Raw genomic sequence first — 14,448 nt, 5'->3', positions numbered from 1 at the left:
AAACCGCCGGCCGGCGTACGGCGGCCGGCTCCTTCCACCAACGGGGTATGCGCATGAAACTGATCACCGCCATCATCCGGCCATTCAAGCTCGACGAGGTCCGCGAGGCCTTGTCGCAGGCAGGCGTGTCCGGCATCACCGTCACCGAGGTCAAGGGCTTCGGCCGGCAGAAAGGCCACACCGAGCTGTATCGCGGCGCCGAGTATGTCGTGGACTTCCTGCCCAAGATCAAGATCGAGACCGTGGTGACCGACGAGCGTCTGGACGCCGTGGTCGAGGCGATCCAGACCGCGGCCGGGACCGGCAAGATCGGCGACGGCAAGATCTTCGTCACCGCGATCGAACAGGTCATCCGGATTCGCACCGGCGAGATCGGCGCAGATGCGCTCTAACCCCACCCTGGAGCCCCTCATGAAGACAGGTCTTTTCTCCGGGTGGAAGGCCCGGTTCTACGCGGTATGCATGCTGATGCTGGTCAGCGCGATGGCGGTCGGCGTGCCTGCCACGGCCTTCGCCCAGGCCGAAGTGACGCCGGTGCAGAGCGCGGACGTGGTCACCGAACAACTGACGCCGCCGGCGCCGCCGGCCGCTGCCGCGCCGGCCGTCGCCGCGCCGGTGGTGGACAAGGGCGACGTCGCCTGGATGCTGACCTCCACGCTGCTGGTGCTGCTCATGGTGGTGCCGGGCCTGGCGCTGTTCTACGGCGGCATGGTGCGCTCCAAGAACGTGCTGTCGGTGCTGATCCAGGTCGGCGTGGTGTTCTCGCTGATCGCGATCCTGTGGGTGCTGTACGGCTACAGCCTGGCCTTTGCCGACGGCGGCCTGTACATCGGCACGCTCAACAAGGCGCTGCTGCATGGGGTGGACACCACCACGCTGGCCGACACCTTCTCCAAGGGCTTCAAGCTCCCGGAGTACGTGTTCGTCGCCTTCCAGCTGACCTTCGCCGGCATCACCGGCGCGCTGATCGTCGGCGCCTTCGCCGAGCGCGTGAAGTTCGCCGCGGTGCTGCTGTTCATCGTCATCTGGTTCACCTTCGGCTACCTGCCGCTGGCGCACATGGTGTGGGCGGCCCCGGGCTTCCTGTTCACCAAGGGCGCGCTGGACTTCGCCGGCGGCACCGTGGTGCACATCAACGCTGGTATCGCCGGCCTGGTTGGGTCCTACTTCGTCGGCAAGCGCCTGGGCTTTGGCCAGACCGCGCTCAAGCCGCACAACGTGACCCTGACCTTCGTCGGCGCCTCGTTGCTGTGGGTGGGCTGGTTCGGCTTCAACGCCGGTTCGGCGCTGGAAGCCAACGCCACCGCGGCGCTGGCCTTCCTCAACACGCTGCTGGCCACCGCCGCCGCGGTGCTGGCCTGGTCGCTGGTCGAGAAGCTGGTCAAGGGCAAGTCCTCGGCGCTGGGTGTGGCCTCGGGCATGGTCGCCGGCCTGGTCGGCATCACCCCGGCGGCCGGCACCGTCGGCCCGTTCGGCGCGATCGCCATCGGCGTGGCGGCCGGCGCGATCTGCGTGTGGGGCGTGACCGGGTTGAAGAAGCTGCTCAATGCCGACGACACGCTGGACGTGTTCGGCGTGCACGGCGTGGGCGGCATCGTCGGCGCGATCCTGACCGGCGTGTTCACCGACAAGGCGCTGGGCGGCGCCGGCTATGCCGAAGGCGTGAGCATGGGCCACCAGGTGCTGGTGCAGGCCACCGGCGTCGGCGTGACCGTGGTCTGGATCGGCGTGGTCTCGGTGGTGGGCTTCCTGGTCGCCAAGCTGGTGTTCGGCCTGCGGGTGTCCGAAGAGGCCGAGCGCGAGGGTCTGGACATCACCTCGCACGGCGAAGCCGCGTACGAGTCCTGAGCAAGACCGGCCCGCGACCTGGCGTCGCGGGCCGCTGCGGCAATCCCGCCTGCGGCCGGTATGCACCGGTGCCGGCGGTCAGTGGTCATCGCCGGCGCTCCATGGGGCGGAACGACGGCAGTTTTCTTCGCGATCCGAGGTATTCCCGCGTGGCCGCTAGCCTCGCCCGACCCCTACGCATTGGTTCCACCGTTGCCTGCGGCGCCTCGTGCCCGGCGGCGGCGGTGGCTGCGCCAGGCCGCGCCCCGGCGCCGGCCTGCGTTGCCGGCCCATTCCGGCAAATGGCCCGTCCGGCAAGGCGTTCAGCGCCTTCCGGCAGCCTTTGCACTACATTGGTGCAATGCCCATGACCGCGCCTCCTCCCCCGCTCGACGCGCTCGGCACCCCGGTGGTCTGGGCCGATGCCGACGGCCGCCTGCTCGGCGCCAATCCGGCCTTCGCGCGCTGGCTTGGCGTGAGCGTGCGGCGCCTGCTCGACCAGCCGCTGGCCTCGCTGGAAGTGCAGGGCGACGCGCTGGCGCGGTTCCTGCTCAACGACGAGCGCGACGTGCTGCGCCTGCACCGCATGGCGCTGGCCATTCCCGGCGAGACCCCCCGCTTCGCCGAGGGCTGGCTGTCGCGGATGGACAATGGCGGTTGGCTACTGGAAGCGCACCCGGTCGACGAATTCCCCACCCCGGATCCTGCCCAAGCGTTGCCCAGCGCGCTGAGCGCGGCGCTGAAGGGGCTGGCCCACGAACTGCGCAATCCGCTGGCCGGGCTCAAGGGCGCCGCGCAATTGCTGGCCCGGCGCGCGCAGCATCGCGATGAGGACGAGCGCGAACTGATCGACCTGATCGGCGCGGAGATCGAACGCCTCAACAGCCTGCTCGACCAGCTGCTGTCGCCGGCGCCAGCGCGGCCGCACGCCATGCTCAACATCCATGGGGTGCTGGAACGGGTGCTGCGCCTGGCCGAGAACGAGGGCGGCTGGTCGGTGCGCCTGCAGCGCGACTACGACCCCAGCATTCCCGAATTCCTCGGCGACGCCGACCGCCTGACCCAGGCGGTGTGGAACCTGGTCCGCAACGCGATCCAGGCCGGCGCCGCGCAGGTGACCCTGCGCACCCGCGTCGAGCACGCCCAGCGCATCCGCGATCGCGTGCACGCGCGCGGCGTGCGCCTGGAGATCGTCGACGACGGCCGCGGCGTGCCGGAGGAACTGGCCGAGCACCTGTTCCTGCCGCTGGTCAGCGGTCGCGCCGAAGGCAGCGGCCTGGGCCTGGCGCTGGCGCAGCAGGTGGCGCGCGAGCACGCCGGTTCGCTGAGCTTCCGCTCCCGCCCCGGGCATACCGTGTTCACCCTGCTGCTGCCGCAGGCCGCAGCGGACCCCGCATAGGAGCATTCCGATGACCGAATCCCTGGAAGGATCGCAACGCATCTGGGTGGTCGATGACGACCGCTCGGTCCGCTTCGTGCTGTCCACCGCCTTGCGCGATGCCGGCTACCGCGTGGACGGCTTCGACAGCGCCGCCGCGGCGCTGCACGCGCTGGCGCAGCGTCCGCTGCCGGACCTGCTGTTCACCGACGTGCGCATGCCCGGCGACGACGGCCTGGTGTTGCTGGACAAGCTCAAGGCCGCGCATCCGCAACTGCCGGTGATCGTGATGTCCGCCTATACCGACGTCGCCAGCACCGCCGGCGCGTTCCGCGGCGGCGCGCACGAATTCCTGTCCAAGCCGTTCGATCTGGACGACGCGGTGGCGCTGGCCGCGCGCGCGTTGCCGGAGGCCGGCGGCGTCGCCGAGGCCGCGTTGCCCGTGTCCAGCCAGGGCAGCGCCGAACTGATCGGCGACACCCCGGCGATGCGCGCGCTGTTCCGCGCCATCGGCCGCCTGGCGCAGGCGCCGCTGTCGGTGCTGATCAACGGCGAAACCGGCACCGGCAAGGAACTGGTCGCGCATGCGCTGCACACCGAGTCGCCGCGCGCGCGCAAGCCGTTCGTCGCGCTCAACACCGCGGCGATCCCGGCTGAATTGCTGGAAAGCGAACTGTTCGGTCACGAGGCCGGCGCCTTCACCGGCGCGCAGCGGCGCCATATCGGCCGCTTCGAACAGGCCGACGGCGGCACCCTGTTCCTCGACGAGATCGGCGACATGCCGCTGCCGCTGCAGACCCGGCTGCTGCGCGTGCTGGCCGAGAACGAATTCTTCCGCGTCGGTGGCCGCGAGCTGATCCGGGTCGACGTGCGGGTGATCGCCGCCACCCACCAGGACCTGGAAGCGCTGGTCGAACAGGGCCGCTTCCGTGCCGACCTGCTGCACCGGCTGGACGTGGTGCGGCTGCAGCTGCCGCCGCTGCGCGAGCGGCGCGCCGACGTGCCGCAGCTGGCCGAGAACTTCCTGGCGATGGCTGCGCGCAAGCTCGACACCCCGCCCAAGCGGCTGTCGTCGGCGGCGCTGGACGCGTTGCGCGGCTACGCCTGGCCGGGCAACGTGCGCGAACTGGAGAACGTGTGCTGGCGGCTGGCCGCGCTGGCGCCGGCCGAAGTCATCGACGCGCACGACGTGGACGGTGCACTGCTGCGCGGCAGCCGCCGCGAGCGCAGCGGCGACGGCAGCGAATGGGACGCGCAGTTGTCGGCCTGGGCGCAGCAGCGCCTGACCGACGGTGCCGAGGGCCTGCACGCGGAAGCGCGCGACCGCTTCGACAAGGCGCTGCTGGAAGTGGCGCTGCGCTTCACCCAGGGCCGCCGCGCCGAGGCCGCCGCGCGCCTGGGGGTGGGTCGCAATACGGTGACGCGCAAGTTGGGGCCGGGGCGGCGGCGGCGCTGAAGTGGCTCGGGACCCGGGACTCGCGACTCGGAAAAGCACGGTGCCTTGCTTCTGATCGCTCCGCAGACCTCGGAAGCAACAGCTGCCATGCTCTGCCGAGTCCCGAGTCCCGACAAACCGGCGCGCAGCGCCGGTTAGACTTCCCAGCCACCGGCGCCGCCTTCATGAGCTGTGAACGGCCCTCCCTCTAGTTTCGCTGCACAAGGAGCCAATGCCGATGCGTTACAGCTTGCATGCCATCGTGGGAAGCGCGTTGCTGATATTGGCCGGCTGCAGCAGTGCGCCGCCGGTCGCGCCACCGCTGCCGCCGCCGAAAGCGCCGCCGATGCCCAGCAGCGGCACGGCGCAGCAGGCGCAGGCGGTGCTCGCGCCGGCCTCCGGCAGCCTGGTCAGCGGCAAGCTGTCGCTGGTGGTCGCGCCCGGCGGGGTGCGCATCACCGGCACCCTCGGTGGCCTGCAGCCGAACCGCCCGTTCGCGTTCCACGTGCACGAGCACGGCGACTGCAGCGCGGCCGACGCCAGCAGCGCCGGCGGCCATTTCAATCCGCTCGGCGGTCCGCATGGCCGCGCCGGCAGCGGCCCGCACCATGCCGGCGACACGGACAACCTCAGCGCCAACGCCGACGGCGTGGCCCAGGTCGATGTGCTGCTGCGCGGCGTGGTGCTCGGCGGCGGCGCGGCCAACGACATCGCCGGGCGCGCGCTGGTCGCGCATGCCGATGCCGACGACTACCGCAGCCAGCCGGCCGGCAACGCCGGTGCGCGCGTGGCCTGCGGCGTGATCCGCGTGTTGCGCTGACCGATCATCCGCCTGGGGCCTGCCCTGTGGCGAACGTCCGCATTCCGCGGCCCATCAAGGAGAACCACCATGCGCACGCTTCCCACCGTCCTGTTCCTGGCCACCACCCTCGCGCTCGGCGCCTGCAAGCGCGAAGCGCCTGCCGCGGCCGACGCTCCCGCCGCGGCCGCGACGCCGGCTACCTCCCCGGCACCGGCCGCCGAACCTGCGCCCGCCGCCATGCCCGCCCAGGCCGCCGCCAGCGCCGCGCTGAGCCCGACGCAGGGCAACCAGGTCGCCGGCGAGGTCAAGTTCGAGACGGTCGATGGCGCCGTGCACGTCACCGGCACCATCACCGGACTCAAGCCCAACAGCGAGCACGGCTTCCACATCCACGAGTTTGGCGATTGCAGCGCACCCGACGGCAGCAGCGCCGGCGGCCACTTCAACCCGGCCAAGTCCGAACACGGCCAGGCCAGTGCCGATCCGCACCATGGCGGCGACATGCCGAACCTGAAGGCCGACGCCGACGGCAAGGCCACGATCGACGCGCCGGTGTCCAACAACGTCAACATCGGCAAGGGCGATGGCTTCGACATCCTCAACCACGCGGTGATCGTCCACGCCGACCCGGACGACTACAAGACCCAGCCCACCGGCAATGCCGGCGGCCGCCTGGCCTGCGGCGTGATCAAGGGCAACGCGGCCGCGGCGGCCCCCGCAGGCGCCGCGGCGGCGCCGTCCGCACAGTAAGCGGCAGGTCGTCGTACGCCGATGCAAGCGCGCCGCCGGTGGCTTCGGGCCACCGGCGGCGACGGGTTCTGACGTCGGCAAATCCGCCGGCTTCGGAGCCGCCAGTCGGGATTGAAACCGCTTCTACAGCCCCGGTGCAGGCGGCCAGAGTCTGCCTGTGCAGGAAATGCGTCCGCTTGTGTAGGAGCGGCTTCAGCCGCGACGAGCGGCGTCGGGAAGTTGGCCGGCTTCGGCAGCAGTCGGGACTGAAGTCCCTCCCACAGTGCACCCAGCCAGCGCGGCGAACGCCTGTGTGGGAGCGACTTCAGTCGCGACGCACGAAGCGATGGATGCAGACGGCGTTGCACAGCCTCGGCGCCGACGCGCGCATCGCAGGACCAGGCGGCCAGAGCGCCGCAAGTTCGCTGGCGCCCCCGTCACCCGTGCCCCCGATCAAACGTGCTTCACGCCGCCAGCAACGCCTGCCTCGCGTCCTGCCCGGCTTCGCAGTGCACGTACAGCACCGGCATGCCGTGCGCTTCCAGCACCGCGGCCAGTTGCCGCTGCCGGGCCAGATAGTGTTCGTAGACCCGCTGCAGGCGCTCGCAGTCCTGTCGGTCGTGGGCGTAGTACGCGCACCAGCCTGCCGGGTCGAACAAGGCCATGCGCACTTCGCCGTCGCGGTAGCGCAGCAGTGGCTCGGGTGGGCTGGCAAGCCATTCCTCCTGGTCCGGCGCCAGCAGCGCGGTCTCGATCAGCGGCCACAGCGGCGCCAGGCCCTTGTTGTCGTACTGCATCGACATCATCGCGGCCAGGTCGTTGACCGTCAGATAGCGCGCATGTTCGATCTGCGCGCCGAACGCCTGCTGCGCCAGCAGCGCGGTGTCCGGTTGCGCCATGCCCTGCGCCAGCAACAGGTCTTCCAGCGCCTCGGCCACCGGTTGCAGCGTCTCGGCCGGCCCGCTGAGCAGGAACGGCACCACCCGCAGCGCCCCGCCGAGCAGGGCGGTGTCGGCCTGGAACGGCAGCGGCACGGCACCGTCGGCATCGGCGCCGAACGCCAGCAGGCGCGGGCCGGCGTCGCGGCCGGGCGCACGCGCGCGCAACTCGTCCAGGCGCCGGTGCATTGGCCAGCCCGGGCGCAGCACCTCGGCGGGGTCGAAATGCGCGCCGGCCAGGCTCAATTCCAATTCGCGCACCGCCGGCACCAGTTGCGCCAGGTCGCGGCCGACCTTCTCGGCCAGTTCCGCGGCCAGGGCGTGCGGCAGCGCCGCGTGGGCCGGGGCGCGCCCGGCGGACAGTTCCAGGGCGATCACGCCGCGGGCATTCATGCTGGCAATGGCTTGGCTCATGGCTTGGCGGTTGGCCCATCGCGGGCGCAAAGCTACACTCGCTTCATTATGCCTGCGCTACCGTGCAGGCCATGTCCCCAGACCCCTCGCGCGAGGTAATCCCATGGCAGTAGCCCGCCCCGTCGCCATTCTCGGCGGCGTCCGTATTCCGTTTTGCCGGCAGAACACGGCGTATGCGGATGTCGGGAACCTCGGCATGTCGGTGCGCACGCTGGGCGCGCTGGTCGAGCGCTATGGCCTGCACGGCCAGCAGCTGGGCGAGGTGGCGATGGGGGCGGTGATCAAGCACTCCAGTGACTGGAACCTGGGCCGCGAGGCCGCGCTGTCGTCGGGGCTGTCGCCACTGACCCCGGGCATCACCCTGCAGCGGGCCTGCGGCACCAGTCTGGACAGCATCATCACCGTGGCCAACAAGATCGCGCTGGGGCAGATCGAGTCGGGCATCGGCGGCGGTTCGGACACCACCTCGGAAGTGCCGATCGTGTATGGCAAGAAGCTGCGCGCGCGGCTGCTGGCCGCCAACCGCGCCAAGAGCATCGGCGACAGGATCCGCGCGCTGACCCGCAGCTTCAAGTTCGCCGAACTCAAGCCGGAGTTTCCCGGCGTGGCCGAGCCGCGCACCGGCAAGAGCATGGGCGACCACTGCGAGGACATGGCCAAGCAGTGGAACATCGCGCGCGACTCGCAGGACGCCTGGGCGGTGTCCTCGCACCACAAGCTGGCCGCCGCCTACGAGCGCGGCTTCTTCGCCGATCTGATCGCGCCATTCCGCGGCGTGGAGCGCGACAACATCCTGCGCGCCGACACCTCGCTGGAGAAGCTCGCCACGCTCAAGCCGGCGTTCGACAAGGTCAGCGGCCGCGGCACCCTGACCGCCGCCAATTCCACCCCGCTGACCGACGGCGCCGCCGCGGTGCTGCTGGCCTCGGAGCAATGGGCGCAGGCGCACGGCCATGTGCCGATGGCCTACCTGCGCGATGCCCAGGTCGCCGCGGTGGACTTCGTGCACGGCGAAGGGCTGCTGATGGCGCCGACCATCGCTGTGCCGGACATGCTCAAGCGCCACGGCCTGAGCCTGCAGGATTTCGACATCTATGAAATCCACGAAGCCTTCGCCGCGCAGGTGCTGTGCACGCTGCGCGCCTGGGAGAGCGAGGACTACTGCCGCACCCGGCTTGGCATGGAGGCGCCGCTGGGGCAGATCGACCCGGCCAAGATCAATCCGCTGGGGTCCTCGCTGGCCACCGGCCATCCGTTCGCCGCGACCGGCGCGCGCATCGTCGCCACCGTCGCCAAGCAACTGGTCGAACGTGGCGGCGGGCGGGCGTTGATCTCGATCTGCACCGCCGGCGGCATGGGCGTGGTGGCGATCGTCGAGCGCTGAACTGCCGAGTGCGGTCCGCGCGCCATGGGCGCGTCGGGCCGCGAAAGCGTGCAGGGTGATCGCGCATGGGGCGCGCCGCCAGAGAGGCGCAAGCCTGGCGCGACGCCGCCACGCCGCCGCCAGCGCCGAACGCGTCTTCCTGTCATGGTCCGCCAGCAGCGCTTGCCGCTGCGCTACCATACGCGCCGATCCGCCTGCACGACGCAGGCCGAACGGCGTGCAGGGGGCGCATGGCATGAGCCAGCAGGACAGCTTCAATCCGTATCGGGCGCCTGACGCCGTCAGCCAGCCACCCCCCTGCCGGCGCCGGACGAGACGCTGTGGCGCGACGGCGACGACCTGCTATGCCTGCGCGATACGCCGTTCCCGGCGCAGTGGGTCAAGTGCGGGGCGGCGCTGCGCAACGACGAACTGAACAAGCGCAGCTTCTACTGGCACCCGCCGGGCTGGTACGCGCTGATCCTGGTGAGCATCGTGATCTACGCCATCGCGGCGTTGGTCGCGCGTAAGCGCAGCAGCCACGTGCTTGGCATGTGCGGGGCGCATCGACGCCGGCGCGACCGCTTCATCCTGCTCACCGCCGGTGCGTTCGTGGCCGGACCGCTGCTGGGGTTCGCCGTTGGCGGCGACGCCGGGCTCTGGCTGGGCCTGGGGCTGTTCTTGGTCATGCTGGTCGTCGGCCTGCTTGGCGCGCGCATCCTGGTGCCGCGGCGCATTGACGAGCGCTATGCGCGCTACAAGGGCGTGGCGCCCGCATTCCTGGCACGCCTGCCGGCGTTGCCGGCCGCGTCGCGGCGCTGAGCCGGTCGGTTCGACCGGCCAAGCGCTGGCCGCAATCCTTGCACGAGGAAACCGGCGCCAGCTGCAGCCGAGGCCGGTCGCGGTCAACGGCGCGGCATCGCTGGTGCCGCCGCGCTCATTCCAGCGGGCGCGGGAAACCGTGCTCGTCGCGGCGTTCGGTGCTGCCCGTGTCCGGATCGATCGGGACCACGACCGGCGCGCTGGCCGCCGGCAGCGGCTGGGCCAGTTCGCCGCGTTGCACGCGCAGCGCGTTGGCGTAGCAGTGCTGCGCCATGAACGTATCGCCGGCCTCGGCATAGCCATCGCCGAACGCCGCCCAAGCCTCGGCGCCGGCACCCAGCGCCAACGCGCGGTGCAGGAACTCCTCCGACTGCGGCCACTGCTGTTGCTGATGCGCCAGGCGCGCCAGGGTCAGCAGCAGCCCGGGGCTGTCCGGATGGCTCTGCAGCCAGCGCTGCGCGCTGGCGCGGCGCGAATCGTATTTTTCCACCGGCAGGCGGCCGTACAGCGCTGCCAGGCCGTCGTCCCAGCGCGTGTCCAGCGCCTGTTCCACGCTGCGCAGCGCCGCATCGTCCCAGTGCAGGGCGGCGGCGCGGACCGCGTAGGCCTGGACCACGGCCGGTTCGCTGCGCAGCGACTTGGGCAGGCTTTCCCAGCGTTCGGCCAGCGCGTTGGCGTCGTCCGCCTGTTGCAGCGCCGCGGCGGCCAGGCGCGATTCCAGCGCGCCGATCGCCTCCAGCGGCAAGGCCTGCTGCTGGCGGATCGCACCGAGCTGGCCGTAGGCCTCGCCGGCACGGCCGATGCTGGTCAGCGCCTCGGTGCGCAGCAGCAAGCCGCGCGGCGGCAATGGCTGCGCCGCGGCCACGTCCAGCGCATTGATCGCATCGACCGGACGTTGCTGGGCCAGAAGACGTTCGCCTTGCAGCAGCGCGTGCGCGCCGGCATCGCCTTCGCTCAGGCGCTGCAGGTAGCGGTTGGCGGCCTCCGCGTCGGCGCGCGCATCGGCCACGCGCACCGCTGCGACCAGGGCGATGGCGCTGACTTCGGGATCTTCCGCCGCGGCATTGAGCTGTTTCTCGGCGCGCGCCCACTGGCCGTTGTGCAATGCGGTCAGGCCTTCGATCAGGCGCGCGCGCGACTGCTTGCGGCGATGCCGGCCCCAGGCGCGGAACGGGAAGCTGAGCAGGTTCCACAGCAGCAACAGCACCAGGAAGGCGATCACCAGCAGCAGTGCCGCCTGCGGCAGCGGCGAGATGTAATCGTTGCCGCCAGCGCGCACGATCACTTCGCCCAGGTCGCCCAGCTTGTCCTGCGCCAGCCACTGCGCACCGATCACGCCCAGGGCGATCACCACCAACAACACGATCAGGGAACGGAGGGATTTCATGGTTGGCTCCTTGCGTCGCGCATGTGGCGCAACTGCTGCAGGGTGGTACCCAGCTCGGGGACGGCCGGGCGCAGGGCGGCGTTGCGCAGGGTTTGCAGCGTGGCGCGGCGTTCGCGCAGTGGCGGCGAATCCGGCCACAGGCGTTGCAGCCAGGTGCCGGCGCGGGTCAGCGCGCCGCGGTAGCCGCGCGCGTCACCACGTTCCAGTGCCGCGCGCGCCAGGCTCAGCTCCAGTTGCAGCGCGTCGCGCGCTGCGACCCGCTCCGAACGCGCGACCAGCACGCCGCCCTGGGCGGGGCGGATCTTGACCAGCGGCGATAGCAGCCGTTGCCACAGCGGCAGTTGCGTAGGCTCGGGCAGCTGCGTGGGCAAGGCCTCCAGGCTGGCGGCGAAGGCGTCCAGCTGCGCCGACAGCCGCGCTTGCGGCCCCTCGTCGAGCGCGTCCAGCGCGGTACGTTCCTGCAGCAACACCTGGCGCAGGTTGAGATAGCGCGGATCGTCCACGCCTTCCAGCACGCCGCTGGCCAGCGCATAGGCGCGGCGGGCGCCCTGCGCATCGCCGGCCACGTCCAGACGCTGCCGACCCTGGCTCAACAGTAGCTCCACCTCGTCCAGGCGCAGCGCCTGCGCGCCGTGGCGGTTGGAGTCGGCGAGCTTGGCGACGTTGTCTTCGAGCAGCACGCTGCGCTGGCTCAGGCCGAGCATCTCGTCGCGCAGCACGCGGTTGGTGCTGGCCGCGTCCTGCACCCGCTGTACGGTGGCGCGCTGGTCGCGGCGCAGCGTCTCCAGATTCTGTTGCAGGGCCTGCAACTGCAGCTGGGTCTCGGATTGTTCGGCCAGCGCGCGCGCATTGCGCGCCTGCCACCAGTCCCAGCCGCGCCAAGCGGCCAGCGCGAGCGCTGCCAGCATGGCCAGGACCAGTAGCAGCCAGATCCAGCGCGTGGAGCGGCGAGGCGTGGACAAGATTTCGGTCATCGGCGGGGGCATCCTTATAGCCTGCGTCCCGTCGCGACGATGGCGACGGCCGGACCCACGGGCACGCGGGAGCATGGCGTGAGCGGCACCGCGCCCGCAAGCCGGGGCAGGGCGCGCGTTCAGCGAGGTGGCGAGCGCGTCACGATCGCCGCGGCGGCAGCGGCCAGTTGCTGCGGCAGCGGACCGGCGGCGCGGGCGATGTCGGCGAAGCCGAGTTCGGCGGCCTGCGTGGCCAGCCGCGGGCTGGCGGCGACCAGTGGCCGCGTGCGCCAGGCCGCGGCCAGGTCGTCGGGCAGCTGGTCCAGCACCAGCCGCAACGCCTCGCCGCTGCTCAGCGCCAGCACGCCCGGCGCCGCGGCGCGCAGCCGGGCAATGCGCGCGGCGGACAGCGGCAACGGCACCCGGCGGTAGACATCGGCGCGCTGCAGCGGCGTGCCGCGCGCCTGCAGCTGCGCGGCGATCAGGCCACGCCCGCCGGGCGCGGTGACCAGGCCGACGGCGCCATCGCTGGCTGCCAGCTGCGGCAAGGCCAGCAGCCCATCGCTGTCCATCCGTTCCGGTACTGCGACCTCGGCGATGCCATGGCGTTGCAGCGCGTGCGCGGTGCCGGTGCCCACCGCCAGCCAGCATTGCCCGGGCGCTGCGGCCAGCGGCTGCAGCGCCGCGGCGGCGCGCACTGCCGCCGGACTGCTGAAGATCACCCGCGGCGCGGCCAGCGCCAGCGCCAGCGCGGTGCGCGTGGCGTCGTCGTCGCAGGCCTGCAGGCGCCAGGGCGAGACCGCCAGCAGCCGCGCGCCGACCCGCGCCGCCGCGCGCCGCAGCGGCGCGTGCTCGCCCTGCGGGCGCAGCGAGATCAGGGTCCAGGCGGCGGCAGCGGTTGCATGTGCGCTCATGCCAGGCATTATGCGAGCCCCTACCGACAGCACAATCGCACCATGGCAGCGGATCTTCCTTTCGATGCGTTCCTGCAGCAGTTGCAGCGGCAGTTCGACGCGATGCCGCCGGTGGCGGCGCTGCAGGTCGCGCTGCAAGGCTATGCCGAACAGCGCTTGCATGTGGTCGCGCCGCTGGCGGCCAACCTCAACGACAAGGGCAATGCCTTCGGCGGCAGCCTCGGCTCGGTGATGACCCTGGCCGGCTGGGCGCTGGTCAATTGCGAACTGCACCGTGCCGGCCTGCAGGCCGACGTCTACGTCGCCGACACCCAGGTGCGCTACCTGGCGCCCCTGTACGCCGACCTGCATGCGCAGGCCGGCGCCGACGCGGAAGCCGACTGGAACGCGTTCGTGCGCACCTTCCGCCAGCGCGGCCGCGCCCGGATCGGCATTCAGGCCCAGGTCGGGCCGGCCGCTGCCGCCGCCGCGGCGACGCTGAGCGGCCGCTTCGTCGCCATCGCGAGAGGGTAGGATGCGCGCACCGCTCGCGCCCATCCGGAAACCCGCCATGCACTCGACGTTCCGCGCCCTGGCGCTGCTGCTGGCGCTGGGTTTGGCCGGCACCGCGCTGGCTGGTAGCCGCAGCCAGCAGAACAAGCTCGACGCCCTGCAGACCGCCTACGGCACCGCGATCCGTTGGAGCGAGTTCGAGTCGGCCTGGGAAGCGGTGGACCCGGCCTACCGGCAGGCGCACCCGCTGACCGATCTGCAACTGGAGCGCTACCGCCAGGTGCAGGTGTCCTCCTACAAGGTCGGGCGGGTCGGCGTGCTGGACGGCGACGCGGTGCGCGACATCGAACTGGGCGTGATCAACCGCAATACCCAGGCCGAGCGCATCGTGCGCTACCGCGAGCGCTGGCGCTGGGACGCTCAGGCCAAGACCTGGTGGCTGCTGGACGGGCTGCCGGACTTGTGGAACGGCCAGTAGCGCCGCCCGCCAGCTGTGCGACAATCGGCGCCCGCTTCCAGCCCCTTATTCCTGTGAACTTCGAAGAACTGCTGGCCTTTGCCGGCCGCAACCCGATGCTGGCCCTGGCCCTGGTCGGCCTGACCATCGCCCTGATCGTGACCGAAATCGCGCGCCTGTTCCGCGGCTTCAAGACCCTGCGCCCGGCCGAACTGACCCTGCTGATCAATGCCGGCAACGCGGTGCTGGTCGATCTGTCGGCCGCGGCCGATTTCGAGAAGGGCCATATCGCCGGCAGCCGCAACGCCACGCCGAGCCAGTTCGGCCCCGAGCACAAGCTGGTGGCCAACGCCAAGGCCGCGCCGGTGGTGCTGGTGTGCCGCACCGGCAGCACCGCCGATGCCGCCGCCAAGCAGCTGAAGAAGGCCGGCTTCGAGCAGGTCTACGTGCTCGACGGCGGCATCGCCGCCTGGCAGCAGGCCGATCTGCCGCTGGTCAAGGGCCGCTGATCGCGCCTCCCGGCCGGGCGCCGAGCGC

General features: G+C 71.5%; 15 protein-coding genes. 11 read left to right on the top strand and 4 right to left on the bottom strand.

The genetic code is table 11. The features are described from left to right. Positions 1-53 precede the first annotated feature (53 nt). The 6 genes from ISN38_RS09190 (at position 54) to ISN38_RS09165 (ending at position 6,192) form a co-directional block, all read left to right on the top strand. The gene (locus tag ISN38_RS09190; RefSeq protein WP_003470522.1) at positions 54-392 is read left to right on the top strand and encodes a P-II family nitrogen regulator; all 339 of its coding nucleotides are present in this window, start codon (positions 54-56) and stop codon (positions 390-392) included. Positions 393-411: 19 nt separating this feature from the next. After that, on the top strand, positions 412-1,848 hold the full coding sequence (gene amt / locus ISN38_RS09185; protein WP_038238698.1) for an ammonium transporter: 1,437 nt from the start codon (positions 412-414) through the stop codon (positions 1,846-1,848). A gap of 340 nt (positions 1,849-2,188) precedes the next feature. Next, the gene (locus ISN38_RS09180; RefSeq protein WP_425509978.1) at positions 2,189-3,226 is read left to right on the top strand and encodes a two-component system sensor histidine kinase NtrB; all 1,038 of its coding nucleotides are present in this window, start codon (positions 2,189-2,191) and stop codon (positions 3,224-3,226) included. Between the two features lie 10 nt (positions 3,227-3,236). Beyond that, the gene (gene ntrC, locus ISN38_RS09175; RefSeq protein ID WP_003470525.1) at positions 3,237-4,661 is read left to right on the top strand and encodes a nitrogen regulation protein NR(I); all 1,425 of its coding nucleotides are present in this window, start codon (positions 3,237-3,239) and stop codon (positions 4,659-4,661) included. A 217-nt stretch (positions 4,662-4,878) separates the two neighbouring features. After that, positions 4,879-5,460: a superoxide dismutase family protein gene (locus ISN38_RS09170; RefSeq protein WP_038238706.1), complete on the top strand. Its 582-nt coding sequence runs from the start codon at positions 4,879-4,881 to the stop codon at positions 5,458-5,460. A 69-nt stretch (positions 5,461-5,529) separates the two neighbouring features. After that, entirely contained in the window at positions 5,530-6,192 is a 663-nt protein-coding gene (locus ISN38_RS09165; RefSeq protein WP_003470527.1) for a superoxide dismutase family protein, read from the top strand. 443 nt (positions 6,193-6,635) lie between these two features. Here ISN38_RS09165 and ISN38_RS09160 read toward each other — a convergent pair whose 3' ends face one another. Beyond that, a complete protein-coding gene (locus ISN38_RS09160; RefSeq protein ID WP_038238701.1) occupies positions 6,636-7,523 on the bottom strand; it encodes a hypothetical protein in 888 nt (295 codons plus the stop codon). A 103-nt stretch (positions 7,524-7,626) separates the two neighbouring features. On the opposite strand from ISN38_RS09160, the gene ISN38_RS09155 reads away from it, so the two are divergent. Beyond that, entirely contained in the window at positions 7,627-8,907 is a 1,281-nt protein-coding gene (locus ISN38_RS09155; protein ID WP_038238703.1) for an acetyl-CoA C-acetyltransferase, read from the top strand. A 465-nt stretch (positions 8,908-9,372) separates the two neighbouring features. Beyond that, positions 9,373-9,708: a hypothetical protein gene (locus ISN38_RS20265; protein WP_230939648.1), complete on the top strand. Its 336-nt coding sequence runs from the start codon at positions 9,373-9,375 to the stop codon at positions 9,706-9,708. Between the two features lie 115 nt (positions 9,709-9,823). Here the strand turns inward: ISN38_RS20265 and ISN38_RS09145 are convergent, their stop codons facing one another. The 3 genes from ISN38_RS09145 to ISN38_RS09135 all read right to left on the bottom strand — a co-directional run bounded on the left by ISN38_RS09145 (position 9,824) and on the right by ISN38_RS09135 (position 12,962). Beyond that, a complete protein-coding gene (locus ISN38_RS09145; RefSeq protein ID WP_003470531.1) occupies positions 9,824-11,095 on the bottom strand; it encodes a heme biosynthesis HemY N-terminal domain-containing protein in 1,272 nt (423 codons plus the stop codon). After that, positions 11,092-12,069 carry a uroporphyrinogen-III C-methyltransferase gene (locus tag ISN38_RS09140; protein WP_003470532.1) on the bottom strand — a complete coding sequence of 326 codons (978 nt, stop codon included), beginning with the start codon at positions 12,067-12,069 and terminating at the stop codon, positions 11,092-11,094. The genes ISN38_RS09145 and ISN38_RS09140 overlap by 4 nt, the downstream gene beginning before the upstream one ends. A gap of 119 nt (positions 12,070-12,188) precedes the next feature. Next, the gene (locus tag ISN38_RS09135; protein ID WP_149507711.1) at positions 12,189-12,962 is read right to left on the bottom strand and encodes a uroporphyrinogen-III synthase; all 774 of its coding nucleotides are present in this window, start codon (positions 12,960-12,962) and stop codon (positions 12,189-12,191) included. A 42-nt stretch (positions 12,963-13,004) separates the two neighbouring features. Here ISN38_RS09135 and ISN38_RS09130 point away from each other — a divergent pair, with 42 nt between their 5' ends. From ISN38_RS09130 to ISN38_RS09120, 3 genes are read left to right on the top strand one after another with little or no spacing between them, the layout of a single operon-like run. Continuing rightward, the gene (locus ISN38_RS09130) at positions 13,005-13,475 is read left to right on the top strand and encodes a YiiD C-terminal domain-containing protein (protein ID WP_003468094.1); all 471 of its coding nucleotides are present in this window, start codon (positions 13,005-13,007) and stop codon (positions 13,473-13,475) included. A 37-nt stretch (positions 13,476-13,512) separates the two neighbouring features. Then, positions 13,513-13,932 carry a hypothetical protein gene (locus ISN38_RS09125; RefSeq protein WP_003468096.1) on the top strand — a complete coding sequence of 140 codons (420 nt, stop codon included), beginning with the start codon at positions 13,513-13,515 and terminating at the stop codon, positions 13,930-13,932. Between the two features lie 53 nt (positions 13,933-13,985). Beyond that, positions 13,986-14,420, top strand: a complete 435-nt coding sequence (locus ISN38_RS09120; RefSeq protein ID WP_003468099.1) for a rhodanese-like domain-containing protein — start codon at positions 13,986-13,988, stop codon at positions 14,418-14,420. Positions 14,421-14,448 lie beyond the last annotated feature (28 nt).

The organism is Xanthomonas translucens pv. undulosa, assembly GCF_017301775.1.
GTDB lineage: Bacteria > Pseudomonadota > Gammaproteobacteria > Xanthomonadales > Xanthomonadaceae > Xanthomonas_A > Xanthomonas_A translucens.
The sequence above is the reverse complement of the archived record's forward strand: the minus strand, read 5'-3'. Positions and strand labels throughout refer to the sequence as shown.

Bases quoted from the DNA above. Each gene is read 5' to 3' on its own strand.
- ISN38_RS09190 (WP_003470522.1), top strand. From the start codon at position 54: ATGAAACTGATCACCGCCATCATCCGGCCATTCAAGCTCGACGAGGTC.
- amt (WP_038238698.1), top strand. From the start codon at position 412: ATGAAGACAGGTCTTTTCTCCGGGTGGAAGGCCCGGTTCTACGCGGTA.
- ISN38_RS09180 (WP_425509978.1), top strand. From the start codon at position 2,189: ATGCCCATGACCGCGCCTCCTCCCCCGCTCGACGCGCTCGGCACCCCG.
- ntrC (WP_003470525.1), top strand. From the start codon at position 3,237: ATGACCGAATCCCTGGAAGGATCGCAACGCATCTGGGTGGTCGATGAC.
- ISN38_RS09170 (WP_038238706.1), top strand. From the start codon at position 4,879: ATGCGTTACAGCTTGCATGCCATCGTGGGAAGCGCGTTGCTGATATTG.
- ISN38_RS09165 (WP_003470527.1), top strand. From the start codon at position 5,530: ATGCGCACGCTTCCCACCGTCCTGTTCCTGGCCACCACCCTCGCGCTC.
- ISN38_RS09160 (WP_038238701.1), bottom strand. From the start codon at position 7,523: ATGAGCCAAGCCATTGCCAGCATGAATGCCCGCGGCGTGATCGCCCTG.
- ISN38_RS09155 (WP_038238703.1), top strand. From the start codon at position 7,627: ATGGCAGTAGCCCGCCCCGTCGCCATTCTCGGCGGCGTCCGTATTCCG.
- ISN38_RS09145 (WP_003470531.1), bottom strand. From the start codon at position 11,095: ATGAAATCCCTCCGTTCCCTGATCGTGTTGTTGGTGGTGATCGCCCTG.
- ISN38_RS09140 (WP_003470532.1), bottom strand. From the start codon at position 12,069: ATGACCGAAATCTTGTCCACGCCTCGCCGCTCCACGCGCTGGATCTGG.
- ISN38_RS09135 (WP_149507711.1), bottom strand. From the start codon at position 12,962: ATGAGCGCACATGCAACCGCTGCCGCCGCCTGGACCCTGATCTCGCTG.
- ISN38_RS09130 (WP_003468094.1), top strand. From the start codon at position 13,005: ATGGCAGCGGATCTTCCTTTCGATGCGTTCCTGCAGCAGTTGCAGCGG.
- ISN38_RS09125 (WP_003468096.1), top strand. From the start codon at position 13,513: ATGCACTCGACGTTCCGCGCCCTGGCGCTGCTGCTGGCGCTGGGTTTG.